Raw genomic sequence first — 24,875 nt, 5'->3', positions numbered from 1 at the left:
CTTGTTTCAAACTTTCGCGTTCATTCTGCAAGCAGAATGTTTACTCACTCGTTGTTCAGTTTTCAAAGATCAAACTTGTTTTGTTACCGAGCGTTGTTCTCCTCAGCAACTTTTATATCATAACACTTCCGATCCAACTTAGCAAGCTCTTTTTTTAAGTTTCTTTCGAAGCTTATTTGTTTTGCCTGCAGCACTTTGTTTCTCGTGTTTTTTTGGCCGGAAATAGAATATATCATATACACAACACAATTACCACTTGTAAAATATCCCATAGGTAAACTAATTATATATTTGATTCAATATCTTCATAATCTCTTTTTCCAATGGCAATATCCTCTTACTATAACCTAAATACACTCACTGGTCTAATCTATCTCAATATAGGTTTTGAACAGACTCATTCAGCATCATTACATTCGTTATATAAAATATGAAACACAATAGCTGTATTCTATAACACTGCTATCTGTTATGTGGGTATCGAATCTAATAATTGAACTCCATAGGCTGTGGGCTAGATAGATTGTGTTTTCACTTTTTATACAATTACTCTCTTACTCTCTGAACCTGCCCATCACTATTGTGTCGTGATACTGTCCATCCGTGTGTCGCCGATCCTTTTTCAAAATACCTTCGATCTCGAAGCCACTCTTTTGGTATAACTCGATTGCCTTTTCATTGGATGCCAGCACGTTCAACGTTATCTTCTCTACACCAGTCTGGTCTGCCCATTCTATCGACTTCTCCAGCAAGTTCTTGCCAATCCCATGTCCCCAGAATTCTCGGGCCACACACACGCCGAACTCAATCTTATGGCAAAAGCGCTTCAACTCTGTACCTTCACATCGGGAGTATCCCACAATCGCGCCCGCCACTACAGCAACAAGGAATAGATTCCGTGACTTCTCAGTGTCCAAATGGATGATCCGCCTGAACCCGGCTTCGTCGATATACGCCTCGCCCTCTTCACGATCCATGTTCTCGGTTTCCCCATCGATTTGTACACGAAGTGAAGACAAGGCTTCAGCATCCTTTTCCTCTGCCGATCTAATGGAATAAGATAAGTCTTTAATGTAATATTCCTGCTGATCTATCATCATAAGAACCGTACCTCCTCTTCCGCTTTGTATAATTACTGTACCAGTATCGCTCTACCCCACCTCAGACGGACTCTTGCCCGTAAGCATTTTGAACACTTGGCTGAAATACGTCGCATTACGGAACCCCGTCATCTCGCTCACCTCATATACCATGTAATGTCCCGACTGCAACAGTTCCAACGCTCTCTGAATCCGGTACCCGTTCAAATAACTCACGAAATTCTCACCGGTCACCCTTTTGAAAAGTTGACTCAGATACTTCGGATGTACGAACAGCCCCTTGGCTATCGCTTCAAAACTAATCTCTTCGGCGTAATGAAGCTCTACATACTGTCTCACCTGCTCTATCAGTTTATTGCTTTTCTTCTCACCCATCTCTTTGCGTATCTGTTCCAGCCAGTCGCAGATAATACGATCCATCCAGCTTACCAGATCATGCAAAGCATATTTCGATTGAATTTCACGCAGAAAATCACTCATCGCCAGCGGCGGCGTTAACATAGGATGAAGTCGGTTCCAGCTATGCATCAACGTGTCGAACAGACTGACGGCCACAACCTGTACATCCTGTATCCCAACACATTTACCCTCTTTCAGCAAAAGGCAAATATGGTGCCATACCTCTTCCGCCAGGTCAGGTCGGATATCCGCCCAAGCCTCATTCCATTGACGAAGCAATAATGAATAATCGGTCACACTTGGTTCTGTTTCCTTCGATGTTTCATAGTGGTAGATACGACTTCCACCCTGAAACTCTGCTGTTTCAACCGCTTCCCTGCTCTCGAGATAAGAATCTATCGCCTCACATGGGTGACTTTTGGATCTTCCGATTCCAGCACTCACTTCAATTTTCAGATACGTAAAGATCTGATCGATCATCCGCTCTATGAGTGGCAGGCATTCCTCCAGATGATCTTTATCTCCTAATAGAAGCAACACAAATACCTGATCCGAATAATCAACAATCTCTACCTGACCATTCATGCGCGCTGCTTGCTCCTTCAGCGTCTCCTGAATAATATCAGCCGCCCCATATCGGAGAAGCTGCCAATCCCGTTCTTTCATTCGTGTCAAAAATACGGGGCGATTCAGTTGCAGACTAATGGCGCGTGTCTGTGAGGACATATGAATGCCTATATAGTCAATGCGTTCTTTGGGCAGCTCGTCTGCCCGATATCGCGTAGTCAGCAGTTCGTGAAGAAATTGTTTGCGCAAATACGGAAGTACCCGTCCGACCTCCTGCTTGTACGTCTGCTCCAGCCGCTCATGCCGCTCTCGCACATCTTGTTCCAGTAACACCTCCCGCAGCACAGACTCAATCTCCTCAACCTCTGCCGGCTTCAGCAAAAAGTGATTCACCCCCCAGCGCATGGCTGCCCGGGCGTTCTCAAATTCGTCATATCCACTAAGAATGATGATCGGCAAGTGGGGATGATCACGTCGCAACGTCTGTGTGATCTCAAGCCCGGTCATCCCCGGTAGGTAGACGTCAGTCATAACCACATCTGGAAGCATGCGGTGAAACAGTTCCAGCGCATCCAAGCCATTGGAAGCAGTGCCTGCAATGCTGAGGCCCAAAGAAGGCCAATCAATATGATCTGTTAATGCCTTTACAATATGAGGATCGTCATCAACAAGCATAATGGTCTTCATCATTTTTCACCGTCCAGCCATAGATTTAATTGCTCGTCGGTCTCAATACGCGGCAGCGTAATGGTCACTTCCACGCCACCTGACTCTCTATCGCTCAGTTGAACGCCATACCTCTTCCCACAATAAAGCTGAATGCGCTGATGTACATTCCGGACACCGATGCCACACGTCTCTTCGAGTTTCCACCCCTCCGGCAAACCCCGCCCATTATCCGTGATACGAATGACGATATCCTCATGCGGGTCAACCTCTTCGTGCATATGCACCTGAATTCGAAGTGTACCTTCTTCAGGGTGCCCGTGCATAACGGCATTTTCGATAAAGGGCTGCAAAATGATCTTGGGAATGTAACAACCGCGAATATGCGGATCGATCTGTTCCTGATATTGAATGGAGAACGGTAGCCGCTCTGACTGGATGTTAACGTAGCAACGGGCATGTTCCAACTCATCACGAACCCGTATAAACAATCTCCCTCCACTCAGTCCGATCCGTAACAGCTTACTGAGCTGCACAATCATACGACTGATATCCTTGGCTTCATAATCAAGTGCGCGCCAGTGGATCATGTCGAGGGTATTGTATAGAAAATGGGGTTTGATCTGGGCCTCAAGCAAGCCCGTCTGGGCTTCACGCTTGGCCCGGCTCTCATCCTTCACCTGTTCCATCAGCGTCGTGAGCTGTGAAGCCATGTGATTGAAGCCATAAGCCAAGTGGGCATATTCCTCCGTAAACGAAAGTTGGACCCGGGTATCGAAGTCCCCTTTCTCCAGTTGTCTCATTCGCTTGATCAATTGTCTCAGTGGGCGGATGATCTGCCTTACGAACAGGTACGCAAGCACAGCGGAGCATAATAGTCCCAGTATGGCGATGCCGAGAATCTGCCAGCCCGCATGCCTGACCGGAGATAACAGTGTGTACACCGGAATAGTCTGTACGAGGCGCCACTGAAGCATGGCTGGCCTGGAGTACAGCACCAATTGAGCACCTCCGGGTTGGCCGGAAACTACTTCGTATCCGTCTGCACCAGGTTGGACATGTTCCTGAATCCATGCACTATCTATAATAGAAGAAGATGCATTTACAGCTCCACCCGTTTCTTGAATGGCACTCGCTTCATTCCTTCTATCCGCTCGTTCATTTTCCCCTGCTGGATCAGCTTTCCCCATCTCCATTACGACATTACCAGCCGTATCTACCAACAGGACTTTTCCATCAAGCACCATGGGCACATCGGCAAACCTGCGTACAATGTCCGCTCTACTCAGTCGAATGAGCACATAGGCAACCGTTCCGCCATGACTATCGAAAATTCGTTGGGCATATCCCACGAGGGATTGGCCCGATTCGTTCTCACGCAGCGGAACCCATGCCGCATCAGCCTTTTCCAGCGTAGCAAACCAAGAGTCGTGTGCGATGGTGTCCACCGGAAATATGCGATCAGCCATAGTGACTGTCACTTCATTAAAGACATCCGTATACAGTTCAATGGAAGTGATGCCTTCACTCACGACCATGGTATGATCAAGGATTCGAGAGACTTCTCTCCGCTGGTGAATCTGTGCAAGCCTGCCCGTATCGGCCTTTTCGAGCAGATTGGACAGTTCCCGATTGCTTGCCAAACCATAGGCGGTTCCTGTTACCCCTGTGATGAAGTCAAATCCCCGACGTGTACTTTCGTTCAGAAGAGCCAGACGTGCTTTGCTAATCTCGGCAAATGTGACCGCAGAGAAAGACTGATATGCCAGCCAGACAACAACCGAGACAAGCAACAGGTTAAACGCAATAAAGCAAGTCACCATCAACGTGGAGAGCTTGCTTTGTTGCAGCTTTTGATTAATGAATGAAGACCATCTTCCTTTCCTCATGGAAAAATCAACTCGTTTCGTCTTGAATTACCCTTTGAGCCCAGAGGTCGCGATTCCTTCCACGAAGTACTTTTGACACACGATAAATACGATAAAACATGGCACCAGCGATAACACCGACATGGCAAACATCGGCCCCCAATCAGATTGAGAGCTGGAATCAAGGAACAAACGCAGACCCAGCGGCACGGTGTATTTGCTCACGTCACTCAAGTAGATCAACTGACTGAAGAAGTCATCCCATGTCCACAAAAACGTAAAGATCATCGTAGTGACCAGTGCTGGAAAAGCAAGTGGAATGATGATTTTGGTGTATATTTTCACAGGGCCACATCCATCAATGGTAGCCGCCTCATCCAGCTCTTTGGGCAATCCCCGGAAGAACTGCACCATGAGAAAAATGAAGAAGGCGTCGGTCGCGAGCCATTTTGGCACCACAAGCGGCAGATACGTATTCACCCACTCCAGGTGGTTGAAAAGGATATACTGCGGGATCAGCGTCACATGATGGGGCAGCATGATCGTCATGAGCATCAGGCCAAAGCAGATGGCTTTGAAACGAAAATTCAGTCGGGCGAAGGCATACGCCGCCATAGAACAGGAGATGACATTGCCCAGCACGGCGCCAAGCGACAGGACGATGGAGTTGGTCAAGAACCGGGAGAACGGGTTGCCCTGAATACCGGACCAGCCATTCATGTAATTTTGCCAATTCCATTCCTGCGGCCAAAACCAGGTCTCTGTAAAGATCATATGTCCCGGTTTGAACGAGCTGCCCAGCATCCAGAGGATCGGGTAGAGCATGACAAAGGCGATGCCTGAGATCAACACATGTTTGCTGACGACCCATGCTGTAGAGTTCCGTTGTCCAATCATGATTTCCCACCATCCTCATAGTGCACCCACAGCTTGCTGCTGCGGAATACGAGCAATGTAAATACGCCAATCAGGATGACCAGCACCCAGGCCATCGCAGAAGCATAGCCCATCTGAAAGAATGAAAATCCTTTTTTATACAGATACAGAGAGTACATTAAGGTTGAGTTCACTGGCCCTCCGCTACCATTACTGATTACGAAAGCCTGTGTGAACGATTGAAAGGACGTAATCAGCTGCATGACGAGATTGAAGAAGATAACGGGTGACAGAATCGGCAACGTTATATAGAAGAATCTCCGCAGAGGGCCTGCACCATCTACCGCTGAGGCTTCATCATATTCGGGTGGAATCTGTTTCAAACCTGCCAGGAAAATAATCATGGATGATCCAAACTGCCATACGGATAACAGCACGATGGAGTACAGGGCATACTTCGGATTAGCGACCCAATCGGGCGCCTTAATGCCCACCATGGCAAGCACACTATTGAGCAGCCCGTCCCCACCCAGCATTTTACGCCACAACATTGCAATCGCAACGCTACCTCCAAGCAATGTCGGAATGTAATACACCGTCCGGTAAATACCGAGCCCTCGAATCCCCTTATTTAGCAACATGGCTACCATCAGCGCAAAAATCAACTTGACCGGTACGGATACAGCGACATACGTGAAGGTGACTTTGAGCGACTGGGTGAACAGTTTATCCGATGTAAACATCGTCGTGTAGTTATCCAGACCGACCCAGGAAGGGGCGGCCAGGATACTATAATCGGTAAACGAAATGTACAAGGATACCAACATGGGACCAAGGGTTAGAAATAACAATCCGACAAGCCATGGGGCGAGGAACAAAAGCGCAGCTCCATTATGCGCATATCTCCGTTTGACCCGCCGGGTAGCTACACGCTCGATTCGGGCTTGACTGACCTGTGATGTGTTCATCTTCGCAACCTCCCCGCAGTATTAGAAGTCTGAGACAGTTCCAATCGTTATTGACTAGATCCAAGTGTAGCCTTGGCTCCTTCAATAAACTGGGCAATGACATCTGGCGTATCGCCTTGACCGAAGGCGATCTGCTCGCTTGCGCTCTTGAAACTTGTGTCCACTTCAGCAAATCCTTGCGGGTATGGTGGATCGATCTCACTCGAATGCTTCGATACGGTATCGATAAATTGGAAAATGACTTGCTCTGCTTCCGGCAGCGTTGGCTGCATCTGCTCACGAATGCTTGAGTTAACCGGCACACCACGTTCAGAACCAAGAATAGCGGTTGCTTCTGGATCATTGACCATGAAATCAATGAACATGGCAACTTCCTTCGGATGTTTGGTTTTGCCATAACCAGAGAGGAACTGGCCTGGTTTCAGATATTCACCGATTTGCTTTTCACCTACACCATGCGGAAGCACTTGTATGCCAAGCTTATGATCCTGGTTTTTGTTCACCTGCTGGAATGTCAGCAATTGATTGGACCATGCAAAGTCCATGGCAGCTGTGCCCAGTGAGATCGGGCGGGTCTCCAGTGCATTGGTTGTGGATGCCGTGATCTCCGCTGTGGTCACTCCACCATTCTCGCGCAGTGCGCCCCACATATCGAACCACTGCTGAAGCTCCTCGCTGGTAGCGGTCATTGTGCCACCGTCGAACAAACCTTTTCCGGATTGTCGGATAAATACTTCAAACATGTTGGTTGTACCGGAAATGTCTGCAGATCCATAGAACCCATCACCTTTGGCTGCGGCAATCTTGGTCGCAATATCCCCAAAATCCTTCCATGTCCAGCTCTCTTGTGGTTCTTCGATTCCTAATTCCTGAAATACGGTGGCATCGTAGATGACTCCTGGTGCGTTTACCCCGAGGGTAATCGCATATAATTTATCGTCAATGGATCCGGCTGTAATCATGCTCTGATCATGGTCCTCTGTCCGCAGCTCTTTGCTCTCTGCAAATGGGGTCAGGTCAAGCAAGGCCCCACGCCGGGCAAAGTCAGTCAGAAATGCGTAATCCATCTGGATAATATCTGGTGCATTTGAACCGGCTACCTGTGTAGTCAACTTGTCAAAATAACCGTCCCAACCGGAATATTCAGGTTTAATGGTGATTCCCGGATGTTTCTCTTCAAACAATTGGATGACTTTAGTCGTCAGATCATGTCTGGTCTGTGATCCCCACCAGGTCATGCGCAGTTCAATCTTGCCTGATGAATCTCCTTCACTTCCACTTGCTTCTCCAGAAGAAGATGGTGTATCGGATGCCCCTCCAGAACAGGCTGTAGCGAACAATAACAGGGACAGGCAGAACAGGGTTACCCACTTTTTTGTAATCATCATAAATGAATTTCCTCCCCTTCTTGCATTTATGGAATCGCTTACAAAACTTATTGTATCGGTCTATTACTGCACATGACATAAACAAAAGTAAGCTTTCCTGTCAAAAAAGTAAGGAGTTACAGGAATCAAAAACCACCAGGAATGATATTCCCGGCGGTTCCGTTCCCGTATCGGTATGATTACGGGTATACATGCATGATACATTGAGAAGAAGTTACTGGGCTGATATGGAACAAAAGTATGAACATCTAATCACGGCATTTCTTTCTACGAGCCATTGGAATGTCCGAGCTCGATGTTCAGCTATAAAAATGTGTTTCCTGCAAATCTGTCAGGAATGTGAGACTGCAGGTGAAGACACCCTGTGCTCAGCCAGATGTTTCTTCATTTTTGCCACTTCGGTTCCTGCCAGCATCATAATGCCTATTCCGTGATTGTCATTGGTGACGGTACGCAAGTCCTGATCATAATACTCTGCTGTAAATGCATATCGTGAGCCGCTGCACACGCCATGGACATTCCCTTGACGATCAATGGCTTTGCAGATGAGTCCCTTCCAAGCCCGTTCGGCAGCTGTGACGTAAACTTCAGGGTCTTTGAACCAGCCAAAACGTACACCTCTCGCAAAACCATAGGCAAACATCGCCGTGCAGGAGGCTTCTTCGTACGTCTGCGGAACATTCAACACCTGATGCCACAACCCGCTTTCCCCTTGAAGCGCTGCGTACCCTTCACACAGCTCATTAAAGAAATCTATTAAGGCTGGGCGCTCGGGATGCTCTGCCGGCAAAGCTTCCAGTACCTCCGTCAGGGAAAACAGTGTCCAGCCGTTCCCCCGTCCCCATGGAATCTGCGTTGCCTGTCCGTATTTGAAATCATACACATGGGACATGATCTTGAACTCAGGCATAAACAGATACTTCCGATAGAGTGAAAATTGTCTGGCGGCTTCATCCAATGCGGTTAAGTTGCCTGTCACCCGGGCATAACGAACGAGAAACGGCGTGCTCATATAGAGGTCATCTGCCCACATGGTATTCTCGGCATACTCCCCTACACATGTGCGATAAAATGCACCATCCTCCTGCCGTTCCAGGCGGGAAAGCATGAAATCTGCAATCCGTTCAGCAATCGGAAGAAACGTTGGTTCATGACATTCTGAATACGCTTCCAGCATGGCCGATCCAAAAGAACCGCAGTTATCCAGCATTTTCAGCATGACCAATTGTTGATTAACTGCCGGGAAACCATACTGCTCCCGATCCCATAAGGAGTACTCATACATCTGGGTACATGCCTGCACATGCTCAGCCGCATAACGTGTAATGTCCGGTCTCTGCAAATAACGCCCCGTCCGTAATAGACCATATACAGTGACACCCAATGGATAATCCCAGCGGCCATAATTGGTCACACTGCCCACGGTCCATTTGTTGCTTAACATGGCATTTTCATAATAGGGTCTGATCCAAGCATCCGGTCGGTCTAAGCGCCAATATGTCTGTTCTAGACCCGTTTGGTACACTCGGTCCGTTCGAGTCAGATCCTGCAAATCCGGTTCAACCTCCGACTCAAAAGGGCCGACATATAACCAAGACTCTCCGGAAGCACCGTGTACACGCTGAGGAAGTTCCAGTGAAAGTGGCTTACCCGAAGCGGTTGCGTTTAAATTAAAATGCCATGGTCCCGCCGTATCGTCATATTCACTTCGGACAAGCAGGTCAATCCGTCCAAAAGAAGCTGGTATATCCACCTCGAACGGCCCCGCTTCCTTCACTTGCGCCACAGGCTTGCCGCCAATCCAAATACTCAGAGAACCGGAGGATTGGCCTGACAATCGCACCGCATTCCCGGTTGAATCGTTATTGTTCAGATGGGTCCAAGCATAAGCATGTTTTCCAGGAAGATTTCCGAATATTCGTTCGAGGGCTGGCTTGGTTTTATCTGCATCAGACCAGCCTGTCTCAGGCAACCAGTTTAAGCTGTAGTCAGCTTCTTTACCAAGCAGGTCTGGTTGCTTACTCGCGGCCGGGTTCGGTTGAGAGAATATCCACCCCGCTTGCCCCTGTCTCTCCTGGAATGGCGCAAATACGTTCAAAATGCGCACTTTACCTTCATCTGATCCAAACTGGCAGCCAAAGCCGGCAGGAGTGTTTTTCATTTCGAGCCAAATGGTGTTCCAACCAGGCTTGATATCGATGCTGAGCTTCACCGTTGCGTCTGGACTAATCTCATCCATTACGGTAGAGCGATAGGCCAACTGCTCATTGAAATAGAAACGAACAGGCCCATAACAGCGGACCAGTACATCCAGGTTTCGGTCCTCGTCCCCCCAAACCAGTGCAGCTGCGTAGGATATATGGTCTTTAGGTGCATCAGGAAAGCGTTTACCTAAATTCAGATCATAAAGCCCTTTTTCATTTTGCAAAATACCAGACTTCTGGAATACCCGATATACAAAATCAGCCTGCGCATTGGCTCCAATATACCTCTCGGCTAGCACCTTCAGTACCTGATCCTGATCTTCTCCAAATCGGTAATACATGCTCTGTGGTTCACTGAAATAGGTCGTCATCGATGGCACACATCCTTCTCCCGTTGAAATAAAGTCTTATATCATAGCATTCATACCATCCACACTGGAGCACCAAACTAATAAGTAATAATAAAGTATAGCGCTTAACCTAGGTGGGTAATCCCCTTACCGGGAAATAGGTATGTCCCTTGGTTATCTTCTGAATAGCCGAATAATAATCCCAGTATAACTGACATGTTCTGTGGTGGCTACAGATTTTTGATTACGCTTACAATTATATTGGATTTAGTCACCTTTTCTCTCTAGGTTAACTTAAATTTAAACAATGGTTTAAAAACGGGAAAACGTTACCGATATAAATACTAGATTAAAAAATTCCACTTTTTGTATCGGGAAGGAAAGATGCACATTGAATACTCTTGAATCTCTGGTAAATGCTATGCCTTTTGTTAGCCAAATGTTCCGTGACGACATATCCATATCCATTAATGATCATGAGAAAGTATTGTATTTTTCCGAAGCAAAAAGTCTGGAGATTGGCGTGAAGGTTGGAGATGAGCTGCATGACGATTATAAAAACTTCAAAATGCTCACCAACAAGGAGACGCGTACTGTGGCACGTATGCCTGGTGATCTGCAAGGCAGACCTTTCGACTCCATCCTTATTCCCATTAAGGAAAACGATCAGGTCGTGGGTATATTGGGTGTGAACTACGCACTGGATAGTCACATGACACTGGAAACGCTGATCCGTGAAAATGAAACAACCATTAATGCGCTCGTCGGTGGCATTCAGCAGATTGCGGCACATTCCGAAGAACTCTCTGCGACCTCGGAAGAGATTCTGCGCAACTCCAAAAAAGCTTCAGAGAACTCGGTCAGTGTAAGTAAAGTAACAAACGTCATTCGTGAAGTATCGGAACAAACCAATCTGCTTGGACTAAACGCCATGATAGAGGCAGCCCGTGTGGGTGATCAGGGAGCCGGCTTTGGTGTGGTTGCCAGTGAAGTACGAAAGCTGTCAGATCATACGAAACAAGCAGCAGCTGATATCGAAACATCCCTCGGTAGTGTACAAGATTCCATGAAACATATGGAGCAGGAGATCGGTCAGATTACAACCGCCACAGTGGATCAGGCCAAGCTTGTTACCGAGTTCATGGAAAGTATCGAACAGCTTAGCGAGACAAGCGCGAATCTGAAAAAGTTCGTACATCAGATGCTGGCGCTCGAATAACAGTCCAGTTCCACAGCAGAAATAAAGAATGATATGAAATGTACATAGAAAAATGATTTAGAATGTGAAAAGCCTCCGGCCACTTCCCTTTGCAGGAAGTCAGCGGAGGCCTTATTTCGTGTTTGCGGTGATATCACCTTTATGGTTTATGGTTAAATGGCTGTTATATCTCTACAGCTACGCCAAAATGGTCGGACACGACCGGTCCATTTTTACCGTTCAAGACCACGGTAGAAGACTTGGCTTGGATTGGACGATTGGAGAAAATATAGTCGATCCGCAGATCGCGTTTGTTATCTGCCCAGCCGGCAATGGCCTTCACCACGGTTGCTCCTTCATCCTTTTGCAATGCTGTAGTGTACAGGTCATTCCAGCCTTTGCTCATCATATAATCATAGCCTTCTCCACGCACTTCCGCGACATTGTTGAAATCACCCATTATATATAACGGCTGCTCCATGTAGGGGGCAAGCTTGCTCTCCGTCAACTCCCACTGTCCCTTGAAAGGTTCCTGCGCATCATCCCACCAGTTATAGTGTCCGTTCACAAACCAGGTTGCTTCACCTTGGATGACCGTCTCGATCCCAACAATCTTGCGTGTACGGTAATTGTTATAATCCCTCATGTGAGACACGTATTCTCCAAAAGCCTGCTTCATCGGCGTCCGGCTAAGGATCGCCAGTCCTTCGTCATATTTTTGGAACCCGACATGCGCAGGAATCCACGTCCAGTAATATTGCTCTGTCAGCTGCTGAAGCAGGACGTAGGCATAGTTGTCTTTTTTAATCACAGCGTCGGATTCAGTAGCATAATACATCTTCAATTCTTCTTCAGAAAGCGCCGCTTCCTGCATGGATTGGTTGACCTCCTGCATGGAGATCACATCAAATTGATGTGTATTAATAAAATCAGCCAGTTGACTGATCTTGTTCAGTTGATCCTCTTCCGCCCAGGCGTGTGTGTTTAACGTAAGTATTTTCATATGCTCTCTCCTGTTGTGTGTAATATGGCCGTTTCCCCGGCCTGCATCGTTCCTGATAGGAATACATACCATAAGCATACACAATATGTTGCATTCTTGCATGTCGGCCGCCAGCAGAACCGACGTGTTCATCCTGATTCCAGTTGGTCTAAAATAACTTCAAATTCTTCATAACCCATGCACGGATTGGCTCATAACTGATATGATGGATACAACAAATTGACAACATCACGTCATAGACGTGGTGATTACTGAACCTATGTTTACCCCAGGAGATGGAATGATGAACATACCAAATAACATGAGGATGGATGATGCGCAGTGGCAACAGTTGATCAGGCAGGTTGCGGAGTATTTTAATAACCTGACGATCATGCGCGGATTCCAATATTATAAACAGAAACGTGTCGGACCATTAACCTATTCAGAACAACAAGGGATTTCGGCCGTTGTACAAGGATCGGAAGATTACGAAGTAACATTGAGCATGCAGTCCCTAACTACAAGTCATTGTACCTGCCCGGTGAGTTCCGTATGCAAACATATGACTGCTGTATTGATGAGTTATGCCGAGCAACTGGAGCGACCTGTGCATGCGATTGTTAATGCACACTCCAGTACTGCGCTCAAACAAACGACTAAACCTGTAGGGGCCTTGTCCGCAGGACGATCCAGCTATACAGATGCCGATGAACAGCAGGATACGGACATTCCGGACAACCAATACAGCCAGATCAAGGAACGTGCAACAGAGCTTGCTGATCTCGAAATCTCGGAATGGCATGAGCTATTCCACTCCTGTCTGAGACGGCTGGGTACAGGCACACCAAGCACATCCTACGTGCAGGAAGCAACGGACGAGTTATATGCCATTAAACCAAGGCTGACCGCTGCGATGGACCAGCTTTTTGAACTGCATGTGCAGCTGCACCTCATCCGATTCTGCGTACCGCTTGCTCGTAACTCCATTACGCATACCCCCGTGTACTTGAGCTACCCTGCCCAGCTCGCGGTGGATGCAATTCTGAAAGACATTGAACGGATCTTTAACCATCCACTAGACCTGTCAGGTCTAAAGGGAAACAAGCTTGAACAACTTTGGAACAGACTGTCTGAAACCTCAGCTTATTTACGTAAACAGATGATGCCTGAGACAGCCAGCATGATGTTCTTCACTCCGATCTATCGACAACTGTGGTTGAACTGGATCGTACCTGAGCTGCAAGGGTCGCGGGACATGTTAGTGTCGGAACAGGCCATATTAAATGATATAGAGCGCGGTATAATCGCCGCTTCTGCACCTACCCAGTCAGGCGAAAGTGTCTTGGGTGGCGCTCAAAGTAATGGAAGTAGTAGTGAGAGATCGAGCAAAGCCGTAACACTGCCCCTGCCGCTGGTACTCGCGCAGAGCTGGATGTACTTCCATGTAGGGCAAGATGATCAGGCATGGCAGCGACTCATCCATGGAAGCTCGGCCTACGGTTTCCCGCCAGAACATTTGTTGCATTTTCTCCATGTACTCGCAGATTCGGCTGAATGGAAAAGGCTTGGGGATTGGTTGGTACAACTTGGCCCCCTTCTGGCGAATCGGCGTAATACACCTTTGAATGATTACATGCATCTATGGGATACGGCCATTCAACATCTGTTCGATGCAGAGAACCGTATGTGGGACACGCTTGTCAGCATGCTTCCCCACTCCCGCCCCGCCTACGAGGATGCCATGCATTCGCGTGGACAGTGGCGCAGATGGATTGATTTTCAGCTGAGTACGGGAACGGAACCTCTCGAATTCCGCGTAGCGATGCTGCAACCAATCGAAAAAGATGCACCTGAACTGCTGCTCCCCTTCTATCATCAGGCGGTGGAGCGTTATATCGGACATAAGAACAGGGACGGATACAAGGCCGCGGTAAAGCTGCTGAAACGCCTGTCCAAAATCTATAAAAAGTTGAAGCAAGAAGCGCACTGGGAGCAGTTCATCACCACACTCGCCGTGCGTAACAGTCGGCTGCGTGCCCTGCAGGAAGAGCTTCGGAAAGGTAAACTGATCTCATGAGCTTAATTCATCCATACACTGAAACGATTGAGGTTCACGTCGCTTTAACCGGATACGGCGATGCTTTGTTTTACGGAGCACTCAACACACACCACTTTGTATCGGGACAGTCGCTTAAGCAGCGATTGTTCGCTTGGCATGCGCCTTCCTTCTACGGTACCGAATTGGAAGTTCGGCAGATTGAAGAGATTGAGCTGGTTGTTCTGCCCGCAGAAGAAGTCATTCCCTTCTTTGCCGAGATGCACACGCTGCTTCATATTGAATGGAAGTGGGACGAGCAAGCGGAACATCTGATTCGACTGGCTCCGGCATTCGCAGCATCTGTCGAGAAACGCAAATACGTACCCAGCTTTGAAGCCTATCGAGAAGGACAACTTCAGTGGACCTGGGACCCGGACAGCTTGAAAAAGCAGGATCGGGCATCGCTTACCAAAGCGATTCAACAGACGGACGAGAGCTACGCCGAAGGGCTTGGAGCAACATACTCTGCCTTCGTATTCCAACGATGGTACAGTTCCGAGGAAGCTGCGACCGATCTGCGGCGTGAATTCCCGCAGTTGTTCCCAGAGCGCGGTACTCTACCCAAGACAGCCGGAATGGACGCTCAGTCCTGGCTCGTATCCATTGGCTGGAAAGCGGATGCCGCACCATTCAGACCCATGCTGCAATTGCAGGAGCCGGACGAGGATGAGCCATCTTGGCGGCTGCGATTGGTGTTGCAGAACAAGCTGGATGCCGCCGTATTGGTGCCCGTCATGCTGGATTCACGCGGCAGACTTGAAGGCGAGTGGCCAGAAGTATGGACACCATTCATTCTGGATCGCTCCGCCGGATGGCTGGATCAGCTTCGCGCACATCTTCCACGTCTTGGAAGCTCCATTAGCGGCAGACGGGATGTGCTGAGTGACCCTTTGGGAGATCAGGAAGCCTGGCAGTTCCTGACGCAGGATAGCGGCAGGTTACTCGCAGCGGGCTGGCAAGTTCTGCTGCCTGGTTGGTGGGAAGCAGCCCGTAAGAAGAAACCAAAGCTGCGTGCTAAGGTGCAGCCGGAGGAAGGCAGTGAGCGGGGACAGTCGTTCTTTGGACTGGACTCGATTATTCATTTTGACTGGCGAATTGCGATTGGTGACACGGATCTCAGCGAAGATGAATTCGCTGATCTTGTGGCCCGTAATGAACGATTGGTTCGCTTCCGTGGAGAATGGGTTCCTCTCGACCCTGACCTGCTGGAACAGATACGACGTGCCATGGGCGGTGTAGATCGGGAACAGGGCCTCTCATTTCAGGATATTCTGCACCTGCATCTGTTGCATAATGAGCAACGAGAATATCGCAACCAGAAATGGAAGGAAGGACAACAAACCGAGGAAGAGCAGCAACCACAGGATGATCAGAACATTCGGCTGGAAGTAGAACTTAACGAACACCTCAACCGGGTCATCGCACAATTGGGAGGCGGACAAGGTGGCGCGCCTTCCCTGCCCATTCCGACAGGGCTTCATGCCGAGCTGCGATCCTATCAGAAGGAAGGTTTTGCATGGCTTGGTTTCCTGCGCAGATTCGGCCTTGGGGCATGTCTTGCCGATGATATGGGTCTCGGGAAAACCATTCAGTTCATCACGTATCTGTTACACATCAAGGATCATGAACCACGTAAGCCGGGACAAGCCCCGGTACTTCTGATCTGCCCAACTTCCGTACTGGGCAACTGGCAAAAGGAAATTAGCCGCTTTGCACCCTCCATTAATGTCAGTCTGCATTATGGCGCACGCCGATTAAGTGGAGAAGAATTCCGGGAGCAGACCGAGCAGGTGGATATTATTATCACGTCCTTTGCTACGGCTACACTGGATCAGGAGATGTTACAAACCTATACCTGGGCATGCATCTGTCTCGATGAGGCACAGAATATCAAAAACGCCCAGACCAAACAGTCGCTGGCTGTCCGCAGTTTCCCGGCGAAACACCGCATTGCCATGACAGGTACGCCGATCGAGAATCGGTTGTCCGAGCTGTGGTCGATCTATGACTTTATCAATCCAGGATATCTGGGCAACGCCCGGGCATTCCAGACTCGTTTCATCAGTGCCATAGAGAAAGACAAGGATGAGCAACGGATGCAGGATCTGCAGCAATTGGTGAAACCATTCATGCTGCGACGCAAGAAAAAAGATCCCAATATCCAGCTTGATCTGCCGGACAAAAACGAGATGAAAACCTATATTCACCTTACGGGCGAACAAAGTGCATTGTATGACCAGTCCGTACAGGCCCTGATGGATAAAATGAAAGAGTTGGAAGGCATCAAGCGCAAAGGAGCAATTCTATCGGCGTTAACCCAGCTTAAACAGTTGTGTGATCACCCTCTGCTGCTAACGAAAGAAGCTTTGCCGGAGGAACTTCCCGAAGACGGTGCACTGACATCTGCTTATGACGTGTACAGCCCGCAGGATATGGCGATGCTGATCAGCCGCTCCGCAAAGCTGGAACGACTGATGGAGCTTGTCCGGGAATTAAGGGACGAGGGCGAGCGATGCCTGATTTTCACCCAATATATCGGTATGGGACAGATGCTGCAACAGGTACTGCGTCAGGAGTTGCAGGAGCCTGTGCTATACCTGCACGGGGGCACATCCAAGACAGCAAGGGATCGTATGATTGAGGAATTCCAATCCCGTACATTGCCTGAGGATAAGCAACCATCCGTCTTTATTCTGTCCATCAAGGCTGGCGGTGTGGGATTGAATCTGACCGCAGCCAATCATGTCTTCCATTTTGACCGCTGGTGGAACCCTGCTGTTGAGAATCAAGCTACCGACCGTGCTTATCGGATGGGTCAGACCAAGGATGTTCAGGTGCATAAGTTCATCTCTCTTGGCACATTGGAGGAGCGGATCGACGAGATGTTGGAGAGCAAACAGCAGCTCAGCGATAACATCATCACAAGCTCCGAGAACTGGATTACGGAATTGTCGACGGATGAGTTGAAGGATCTGTTCACTCGGCGTCGTGACTGGTCGGGCTAACTTGGATTGAAGAGAAATACAAAAGAGCGAAGTTTCGGAATTAAAATTCCGGCTTCGCTCTTTTTGTATTGTTGCAGTTAATCATCCGTTCTTAACGCATGTTACCGATGATGGATGATCTTGAATCCTGCATTTTTTTGATAAAGTTCGTCATGACATCAAATGCTTCATTGCGCTTGTTGGACATGGACTGCAGACGAAGCATGTCCATCTGCCGGGAATTGCTCGCAGCATCAATTTGGCCTTTCAGCTTCTGAACAGCTTCTTCATCTCCGTTTTGCTGGGCTACCTGCAATTGAGAGTTCAATTCCGCGATTTGCTGATTGCGGTTCTGTACCTCTTGAATTTGCGTTTGCAGTTGAGCATCCAACAATTTGGTGCGTTCGCTCTGAACCATCATCAAAGCCGTTTCGATATCCATACTGCTGATGTCGATAGGTGTTACGCCAGAGAAGTTAGAGATGGGGCTTGCTGAGGCTGAAGAGACGATGGAGACTGCAGCAACAGCAGCAACTGCTGTTGAAGCGAAAAATTTACCTGAACGTTTCATTTGTGTTCCTCCGAGTCCCTATGTAATATGTACCAGTTTTTTGTTGGCATCTTCCGCCATTCTAAATCAAAAGAACTAGTTGTTCAATCAAATTAACATCAAATTTGAAATAATTTAGATATCCCTTACACACGCCTAGCTCCGCTTACAAATTGAGTAAATTAAACAGCGCATTATAAGTAAACGTGCATTCTTAAAGGGCATATTAACTAATACTAGATTGTTCTTTACTCCTACGCTTGAAAGTAACAATGGAGATCGCGAATACGTTCATGATTTTACTTTAGAACATGGTTATGTTATCTTTAATAATATGTTTTACACAATTTAATTTTGTAAAATTTAATATAAATGAATGTTATACACTTTACGGGAGGTTTTTATATGAAAAAGATACTGGTTGTTCTAACAAATGTAGATAAATACGCAACGAAGGACGAACCTACCGGCTTGTGGCTGAGCGAAGCAACTCACTTTATTGAAGAGTTTGACCATAATGACAATGTTCAGATCGATCTGGTTAGCCCTAAAGGCGGTAACGTACCTCTCGATCCAAAAAGTCTGGGTGACTCTCTGGATGAGAGCACCAAAGCCTATTTCGAGAACGAAACGTTCATGAACCAGTTGAAAAATACGTTAAAACCCAGCGAAGTGAATGCAAGTGACTACGATGCAATCTACTTCACAGGCGGTCACGGTACGATGTGGGATTTCCCGGACAATGCCGAACTTCAAGAGCTTTCTCGTGAAATCTATGAAAAAGGCGGCGTTGTATCCGGCGTGTGCCACGGGGTTACAGCTCTGTTGAACGTGAAGCTGTCCAACGGCCTGCTTTTAATCAACGACAAAACCGTTTCCGGCTTCACGAATGAAGAAGAAACATTGGCTCAACAAACCGAGTATGTTCCTTTCCTGTTGGAAGATGCGTTGAGAGAACGCGCTGCACAATACGATAAAGCGGCTGCCTTCAGCTCCTATGTCACAACAGATGGCCGTGTGGTCACAGGACAGAATCCGCAATCCAGCAAAGCTGTAGCTGAAAGTGTTAAACAATTGCTTGGTCTGTAAAATATAGATGTACAAAGCAAAACAGCACGTGATCCGTCATAATCTGACAGAACACGTGCTGTTTTTTCTAGTGATTTGTTGATGCAGAAGCTTCCGTCTCTGTTCCTCCAGCCAGACGCTTCACGATATAAGGCACGGTCACCGACGTCAGGATCACGGCAAACGCAATCTGAGCGATAGCTGTGTCCACATAAGGCGCATACGCTGGATTGAACCCGGCAGCCATCGATGGTACCACCATGGACAATCCAGCAACCGAACATGTCGCAGCCGCTGCGTAACCGGGCCGTCTTAATATCGTGCGATCGATTCCAATGAGCGGCAGCATGCAGATCAGTAAAAATAACACCGTGACCAATAAACCGGATAAACTAGACTGAAATGCAATACGCAGATCAATGTTGGACCCGAAACTGGTACCTAGAAAAGGAAGCAGAATCAGTGTTCCCGGAGCGAACATCTTCTGTATGTTACTATCCAGATTACCAAGAAGTATGCCGATGAAAAAAGGTACTAGCGTAGCAAGTACACTGAGATAATCAATACCAACCCCGCTAGCCGAATTCAATATCATAACCGGAATAACCGGTACGGCGATCAGATTCAGAATGCCAAACGCAGCACGATCCACATCATCTCCATATGTGTTCATCAGGGCCAGATATAATCCCGGATTACAACTGGTCAAAACGGCAATGAAGGCTACCGCAGAAACTCCCCCGACCCCACTTATGCCAAAAAAATGTACAAACGCCCATCCCAACAGGCAGCTGATGAGGATACGTGAAATACAGAGCACCCCTGCTCTCTTCAAAGTCACCAGAAGCTGTGACAAGTTAAGCTGTGTTCCTGATATCAGTAAAATCATACCGATCAGCACCATGGTACCTTTCGATGTGAACAGCGCTGTTGTTGGATCTCCGATCTGAAAAAAAGATGGAAACATCGTGTTGATAACCGCGGCGGCCAGCATAGGAACGATCAGCAAGCCGCCTGGGATTTTTTTGATACGACCCAGAATGTTCATGGTTCGTTACAGTTCTGCTCCGTTGGTGCGGATCACATTCTGATACCAGAAGAACGAATCCTTCCGATATCTTTTCAGCGTACCATTGCCATAGTCATCCTGATCCACGTAGATAAACCCGTACCGTTTGCTCATCTCGGAAGTCCCTGAACTAATCATGTCGATTGGCCCCCACATCGTGTATCCCAACACCTCGACCCCATCAGCAATGGCGAGTCCCATCTGTTCGATATGTTTGCTCAGGAAATCAATCCGGTAGGGATCGTTGATCGTTCCGTCCTCATTCAGCTTGTCGTAGAAGCCTGAGCTGTTCTCCAGAATGAAGACAGGTTTTTGATACCGATCATAGACGAGATTAAGCGTATAACGCAGGCCAATCGGATCAATCTGCCAACCCCACTCGTTAGCGGGCAGATGCGGGTTTTTATATACACTGTGTACATTGCCTGCCGTTAGTTCGAGCTGCTCCGTATCACTACTGGAAATCATCGAGTTGTAATATGACATTCCAACGAAATCAGCCGTATGTGCGCGAATGCTATCCAGATCTCCATCCTCGATGTTCAACTGGATCTCCTTGTTTTTGAAATACGTTTTACTATAGTAAGGGTACTCACCTTTATTAAGCACATCGAGATAAAATTGATTCTTCATCTGATCATCCTGTTGCATCTGAAGTGCGTCCTCTGGCTTGCATGTGTATGGATACGTTGTAAAATAAGCGACCATACTTCCGATCTGGTTATTCGGATCAATCTCATGGGCCATCTTGGTTGCTCTGGACGCAGCTACAAATTGGTGATGCAACCCCTGGAACAGCATTTCCTCATAATTCGGAGCATCATAATCAATGATTCCCAGCGTTTTGGCCGATGCTTTCACGCTCATGTTGATCTCGTTGAACGTCACCCAATATTTCACTTTGCCCTTGTAGCGATTAAACAACACATCACAATAGTTCACATACAGATCAATTAGCTTGCGGTTATACCATCCTCCGAACTTGTCCATCAGCACAATTGGCGTGTCAAAGTGACTGATGGTGATCAGGGGCTCCATACCCTGTTTAAGACATTCATCAATAACTTGATCATAGAACTCTAGTGCCTTTTCATTCGGAGCAGCATCGTCGCCACCTGGAAATACTCTGGCCCATGAAATGGAATAACGGAAGACTTTGAATCCCATCTCGGCAAACAAGGCGATATCCTCACGGAAGTTATGATAAAAATCGATCCCCCGGCGCTTCGGATATTTCACGGTATCCGGGTCATTCCTCGCCTCTTCAATCATCTCCCAATTAACCCTGATCTGCTTGGTCACCTTGCGGTCGTTCTTCTCGTTAAACTTCATCACTTCTGGAATGGTCAGGCTCTTGCCATCCACATTATAAGCACCTTCAGCCTGACAGGCAGAAAGCGCCCCGCCCCATAGAAAATCTTTTGGAAAATTGGAATGAGTCATTTTAGTTTCCTCCTGTTATTACGTGTTATTTAAATGGTCTTATTTAAGGTTTCAGGGGATTAGCTTGATCAAAGGTTCACTCTCCCGGATCGGGCCGCTGGTCGCTGTAGTCAGCACATCTCCGTACTGTTGCATGTTGGTAACCACAATGGATGTAATGGTGTTGTAGCCCGCTGACGTAATGCCTTCTGGATCAAAATCCACTAATAAATCGCCGGCCTTGATGGTCTGTCCCTGTTCGATATGGGCGTTAAAATATTTCCCTTTCAGACTGACGGTATCCACCCCGATATGAATCAAGATCTCGACACCATTCGCAGCTTTCAATCCGATAGCATGTTTGGTGCGATAAAGGGCCTCGACTACTCCGTCAAATGGAGCATATACCTTGCCATCTGTCGGAACAATTGCAATACCTTTACCCATTAACTCTTGGGCAAATGCCTGATCTTCCACCTCAGAGATCGGTTTGATCTCCCCTGTCATTGGGCTAACGATAAGCATGCCAGAAGAAGCGGATGGCTGTGATGATACGGACGCTGGAGTTGCCTCTGTGGCAACGGCTGTCTGATTAATATTTACCTTATCCGTAGCTTGCTGCTTCGATTTATTTCCATCTGTATCTTCCTTGATGCCAGCCAACAGCGTGAACACAAAGCCGAGTACAACGGCGGCAATACAACCAATAACGACATACATGTAACGATCAGAGGTATACGTGCCAATGGCCAATACACCTGGCAGTGAAATGGCATTCGCTGTGGTATGCACCAAGCTGTAGAATCCACCGACTAATCCGCCTGCCAGGCAACCTGCGAAAAAGGGACGTTTGTATTTTAGCGTTACACCATAAATCGCCGGCTCGGTAATCCCGAACAAAGCGGTGAATCCACTTGAAGCAGCCGCTGATTTCATCGTTTTACTCTTCGTCAGTACAAACACACCGAAGGCTGCTCCAGCCTGAGCCAAATTCGCTGCCAGTGCCGTTGGTAACAGCACGGTTGCACCCAGTGTAGCCACTTGTTGAACCTGAATAGGCATGATGGCATAGTGCATACCGAACATGACCATAATCGGTTTGAAAAATCCAAGAATCGCACCAGCAAGAACACCTGCGGTTGAGAACAATGAATTAATGCCATTGGTCAACCAGTCACCGATATATGAACCTACTGGACCAAGCACGATTAGTTCCACTGGAATCATAATGAACAAAACAATCATTGGGGTAAGCAGGACCTGTAGAAACTTGGGAATCACTCGATTGACGATTGGATACACATAACTCATGATCCATACCGCCAGAATGATAGGAATGACGGAAGAGGAATATTTCATCAACAGGATCGGCATGCCGAGAAAATCAATACTGTTTACACCCGTCTCAGCAATCTGAGCCGCAGCGTTCAAAATGGTTGGATGCATTAATCCCGCAGCAAGAGCTACCGCCAAGTAGGGATTGGTTTTGAAACGGTTTGCTGCACTGACAGCCAGGAAAAACGGCATGAAGTAGAAAATACAGTCCCCGATCATGTTTATGATCGTCAGGAAACCGGAGCCTTCCAGGTAACCCATGGCAGTTATAACGGTAGCCAAACACTTGATCATCCCGCAACCAACAAGTGCTGGCAGAACAGGCGTGAATATACCTGCGATGGTTTCAAGCACTACATTGACAGGGTTGCGTCTCTTTTTCGGTCCATTGTCTGTAGACTCTGTAAGCTCGCCAATATGGTCAGAAGTTAGATTCTTCACTTCACTGTATACCGCGTCTACTTTGGCACCGATAACAACCTGAACCTGTCCACCGGAATTTTGTGCCTTGAGCACGCCTTCAAGCCGATCCAACGCTTTGAGATCTGCTTTGTTATCATCCTTCAATACGAATCTCAAACGGGTTGCACAGTGTGTCAGACCCGATATATTTTGCTCGCCGCCAACGAGATCAAGTACGTTTTTAGCCAAGTCTTTGTTGTTCATGACCCTTCTCCTCTACATGAATAAAATGGATATATAAAAAATGACCAAGCCGGGGAATCGTCATTCCCTACGCTTGGTCATGCCTGATCGAATCAGTAACAGTCCAATATGGATTATTCGGTTAGTTCCTTCACTGGTTCATTCCGTTGGTTCATTTGAGATCAATCGTTGAATATGCAAGATCAAATATAATTTTTCATCATCCGAACAGGTCCAGCCATAATTATTTTTCAGGAAATCAGCAATCTTCTCCACACAAGCGAGTTCTTTCGGAAACTTCTCCTTCACCATCAGGAAAAGCGATCCATTCTCATCTTTGAGCGACTTACCGCTCATCTGCCTCAGAATGAAATACCGGATATGTGTGGCAAAGCGCATGAAATGAATGGAATCCTCCTGGAAATCAATTTTGAGCGCATATTTGATCACGGATAGGATCTCGCCCGTAACTGTGGTTACCTTGGTGGTATCCGTCATCTCACCAGAGCCCACCTGTGCATTAACAAAATGCAGAGCAATCAGTGTTGTTTCGGCTGTTGGCAGAGCGATATCCGTTTTTTCCTGAATCAGCTTCAGCGCAGCCTCCCCCACCCGGGTCTCGTCCGGATAGAGTGTCCGCAGCACTTCCCATTCCAGCGGATTTTTGATACGGATGCCTTCTCTGGTTCGGGTTAATGCAAAACTGATATGGTCAGACAGGGTGAGAAGCAGATTCGGGTTAAATGTTTTATTCAGGATCTGACTGCCCAGCTTGATGACTTCCTCGGCGAGATAAATATCCTCAATCGGAATGCTGTTCAGCAGGTCATACATACGGATGTTCTTTGGTGCTACAAATATTTTCTCCACCAAGTCCGTCTCCGTCAGCTCATAGGGCGTTTTTAGAAATCCCACACCCTTGCCTACGACAAAAACCTCTTCGTTATGTTCATTAATAGCGATGGCTACGTTATTGTTTACTTTCTTGATAACCTTCAATGTTCTCACCCCCCAACAAAAATAAAAAAAGACCGAAAGCGATTACAGTAAAGCAATCGAATTCGGTCATGCCTGGTTTCCCCAGTAACAGTCCGTGTTATGAATATAAGTTTATTATAGTGCTGTTTTAGAAAAA

General features: G+C 47.5%; 17 protein-coding genes. 4 read left to right on the top strand and 13 right to left on the bottom strand.

The features are described from left to right. Positions 1-554: 554 nt before the first annotated feature. From FE296_RS08385 to FE296_RS08355, 7 genes are all read right to left on the bottom strand, one after another. Positions 555-1,100 (bottom strand): GNAT family N-acetyltransferase, encoded by a 546-nt coding sequence (locus FE296_RS08385; RefSeq protein ID WP_150364721.1) that lies wholly within the window; start codon positions 1,098-1,100, stop codon positions 555-557. A gap of 51 nt (positions 1,101-1,151) precedes the next feature. Next, on the bottom strand, positions 1,152-2,756 hold the full coding sequence (locus tag FE296_RS08380; protein WP_150364720.1) for a response regulator: 1,605 nt from the start codon (positions 2,754-2,756) through the stop codon (positions 1,152-1,154). Further along, entirely contained in the window at positions 2,753-4,621 is a 1,869-nt protein-coding gene (locus FE296_RS08375) for a cache domain-containing sensor histidine kinase (protein WP_150364719.1), read from the bottom strand. The genes FE296_RS08380 and FE296_RS08375 overlap by 4 nt, the downstream gene beginning before the upstream one ends. A gap of 27 nt (positions 4,622-4,648) precedes the next feature. Beyond that, positions 4,649-5,497, bottom strand: coding sequence for a carbohydrate ABC transporter permease (locus tag FE296_RS08370; protein WP_124118244.1), 849 nt, complete (start codon positions 5,495-5,497; stop codon positions 4,649-4,651). After that, positions 5,494-6,444, bottom strand: coding sequence for a carbohydrate ABC transporter permease (locus tag FE296_RS08365; RefSeq protein ID WP_150364718.1), 951 nt, complete (start codon positions 6,442-6,444; stop codon positions 5,494-5,496). The genes FE296_RS08370 and FE296_RS08365 overlap by 4 nt, the downstream gene beginning before the upstream one ends. A 47-nt stretch (positions 6,445-6,491) precedes the next feature. Beyond that, positions 6,492-7,832 (bottom strand): ABC transporter substrate-binding protein, encoded by a 1,341-nt coding sequence (locus FE296_RS08360; RefSeq protein ID WP_150364717.1) that lies wholly within the window; start codon positions 7,830-7,832, stop codon positions 6,492-6,494. A gap of 331 nt (positions 7,833-8,163) precedes the next feature. After that, positions 8,164-10,407 carry a glycoside hydrolase family 88/105 protein gene (locus tag FE296_RS08355; RefSeq protein WP_150364729.1) on the bottom strand — a complete coding sequence of 748 codons (2,244 nt, stop codon included), beginning with the start codon at positions 10,405-10,407 and terminating at the stop codon, positions 8,164-8,166. A gap of 370 nt (positions 10,408-10,777) precedes the next feature. Here FE296_RS08355 and FE296_RS08350 point away from each other — a divergent pair, with 370 nt between their 5' ends. Continuing rightward, complete coding sequence (locus FE296_RS08350) at positions 10,778-11,605, top strand: methyl-accepting chemotaxis protein (protein ID WP_124118247.1); 828 nt, start codon at positions 10,778-10,780, stop codon at positions 11,603-11,605. Between the two features lie 163 nt (positions 11,606-11,768). Here the strand turns inward: FE296_RS08350 and FE296_RS08345 are convergent, their stop codons facing one another. Then, positions 11,769-12,587, bottom strand: coding sequence for an endonuclease/exonuclease/phosphatase family protein (locus FE296_RS08345; RefSeq protein WP_150364716.1), 819 nt, complete (start codon positions 12,585-12,587; stop codon positions 11,769-11,771). Between the two features lie 283 nt (positions 12,588-12,870). Between FE296_RS08345 and FE296_RS08340 the strand changes: the two genes are divergently transcribed. After that, a complete protein-coding gene (locus FE296_RS08340) occupies positions 12,871-14,646 on the top strand; it encodes an SWIM zinc finger family protein (RefSeq protein ID WP_190945089.1) in 1,776 nt (591 codons plus the stop codon). 5 nt (positions 14,647-14,651) lie between these two features. Then, positions 14,652-17,672, top strand: coding sequence for a DEAD/DEAH box helicase (locus tag FE296_RS08335; protein WP_150364728.1), 3,021 nt, complete (start codon positions 14,652-14,654; stop codon positions 17,670-17,672). 91 nt (positions 17,673-17,763) lie between these two features. Here FE296_RS08335 and FE296_RS08330 read toward each other — a convergent pair whose 3' ends face one another. Further along, a complete protein-coding gene (locus FE296_RS08330) occupies positions 17,764-18,222 on the bottom strand; it encodes a hypothetical protein (protein WP_124118250.1) in 459 nt (152 codons plus the stop codon). A 384-nt stretch (positions 18,223-18,606) separates the two neighbouring features. Between FE296_RS08330 and FE296_RS08325 the strand changes: the two genes are divergently transcribed. Beyond that, positions 18,607-19,290: a type 1 glutamine amidotransferase domain-containing protein gene (locus FE296_RS08325; RefSeq protein ID WP_076329657.1), complete on the top strand. Its 684-nt coding sequence runs from the start codon at positions 18,607-18,609 to the stop codon at positions 19,288-19,290. Between the two features lie 67 nt (positions 19,291-19,357). On the opposite strand, the gene FE296_RS08320 is transcribed toward FE296_RS08325, so the two are convergent. From FE296_RS08320 to FE296_RS08305, 4 genes are all read right to left on the bottom strand, one after another. Then, a complete protein-coding gene (locus FE296_RS08320) occupies positions 19,358-20,317 on the bottom strand; it encodes a 2-keto-3-deoxygluconate permease (RefSeq protein WP_150364714.1) in 960 nt (319 codons plus the stop codon). Positions 20,318-20,323: 6 nt separating this feature from the next. Beyond that, the gene (locus FE296_RS08315) at positions 20,324-21,781 is read right to left on the bottom strand and encodes a glycoside hydrolase family 1 protein (protein WP_150364713.1); all 1,458 of its coding nucleotides are present in this window, start codon (positions 21,779-21,781) and stop codon (positions 20,324-20,326) included. Positions 21,782-21,832: 51 nt separating this feature from the next. Beyond that, the gene (locus FE296_RS08310) at positions 21,833-23,761 is read right to left on the bottom strand and encodes a beta-glucoside-specific PTS transporter subunit IIABC (RefSeq protein ID WP_150364712.1); all 1,929 of its coding nucleotides are present in this window, start codon (positions 23,759-23,761) and stop codon (positions 21,833-21,835) included. Between the two features lie 138 nt (positions 23,762-23,899). Further along, the gene (locus tag FE296_RS08305; RefSeq protein WP_223868814.1) at positions 23,900-24,748 is read right to left on the bottom strand and encodes a PRD domain-containing protein; all 849 of its coding nucleotides are present in this window, start codon (positions 24,746-24,748) and stop codon (positions 23,900-23,902) included. Positions 24,749-24,875 lie beyond the last annotated feature (127 nt).

Source organism: Paenibacillus sp. UASWS1643, assembly GCF_008693195.1.
Classification (GTDB): domain Bacteria; phylum Bacillota; class Bacilli; order Paenibacillales; family Paenibacillaceae; genus Paenibacillus; species Paenibacillus amylolyticus_B.
This window is presented reverse-complemented; position numbering and strand designations above follow the sequence as displayed.

Bases quoted from the DNA above. Each gene is read 5' to 3' on its own strand.
- FE296_RS08385 (WP_150364721.1), bottom strand. From the start codon at position 1,100: ATGATGATAGATCAGCAGGAATATTACATTAAAGACTTATCTTATTCC.
- FE296_RS08380 (WP_150364720.1), bottom strand. From the start codon at position 2,756: ATGATGAAGACCATTATGCTTGTTGATGACGATCCTCATATTGTAAAG.
- FE296_RS08375 (WP_150364719.1), bottom strand. From the start codon at position 4,621: ATGAGGAAAGGAAGATGGTCTTCATTCATTAATCAAAAGCTGCAACAA.
- FE296_RS08370 (WP_124118244.1), bottom strand. From the start codon at position 5,497: ATGATTGGACAACGGAACTCTACAGCATGGGTCGTCAGCAAACATGTG.
- FE296_RS08365 (WP_150364718.1), bottom strand. From the start codon at position 6,444: ATGAACACATCACAGGTCAGTCAAGCCCGAATCGAGCGTGTAGCTACC.
- FE296_RS08360 (WP_150364717.1), bottom strand. From the start codon at position 7,832: ATGATGATTACAAAAAAGTGGGTAACCCTGTTCTGCCTGTCCCTGTTA.
- FE296_RS08355 (WP_150364729.1), bottom strand. From the start codon at position 10,407: ATGACGACCTATTTCAGTGAACCACAGAGCATGTATTACCGATTTGGA.
- FE296_RS08345 (WP_150364716.1), bottom strand. From the start codon at position 12,587: ATGAAAATACTTACGTTAAACACACACGCCTGGGCGGAAGAGGATCAA.
- FE296_RS08340 (WP_190945089.1), top strand. From the start codon at position 12,871: ATGAACATACCAAATAACATGAGGATGGATGATGCGCAGTGGCAACAG.
- FE296_RS08330 (WP_124118250.1), bottom strand. From the start codon at position 18,222: ATGAAACGTTCAGGTAAATTTTTCGCTTCAACAGCAGTTGCTGCTGTT.
- FE296_RS08325 (WP_076329657.1), top strand. From the start codon at position 18,607: ATGAAAAAGATACTGGTTGTTCTAACAAATGTAGATAAATACGCAACG.
- FE296_RS08320 (WP_150364714.1), bottom strand. From the start codon at position 20,317: ATGAACATTCTGGGTCGTATCAAAAAAATCCCAGGCGGCTTGCTGATC.
- FE296_RS08315 (WP_150364713.1), bottom strand. From the start codon at position 21,781: ATGACTCATTCCAATTTTCCAAAAGATTTTCTATGGGGCGGGGCGCTT.
- FE296_RS08310 (WP_150364712.1), bottom strand. From the start codon at position 23,761: ATGAACAACAAAGACTTGGCTAAAAACGTACTTGATCTCGTTGGCGGC.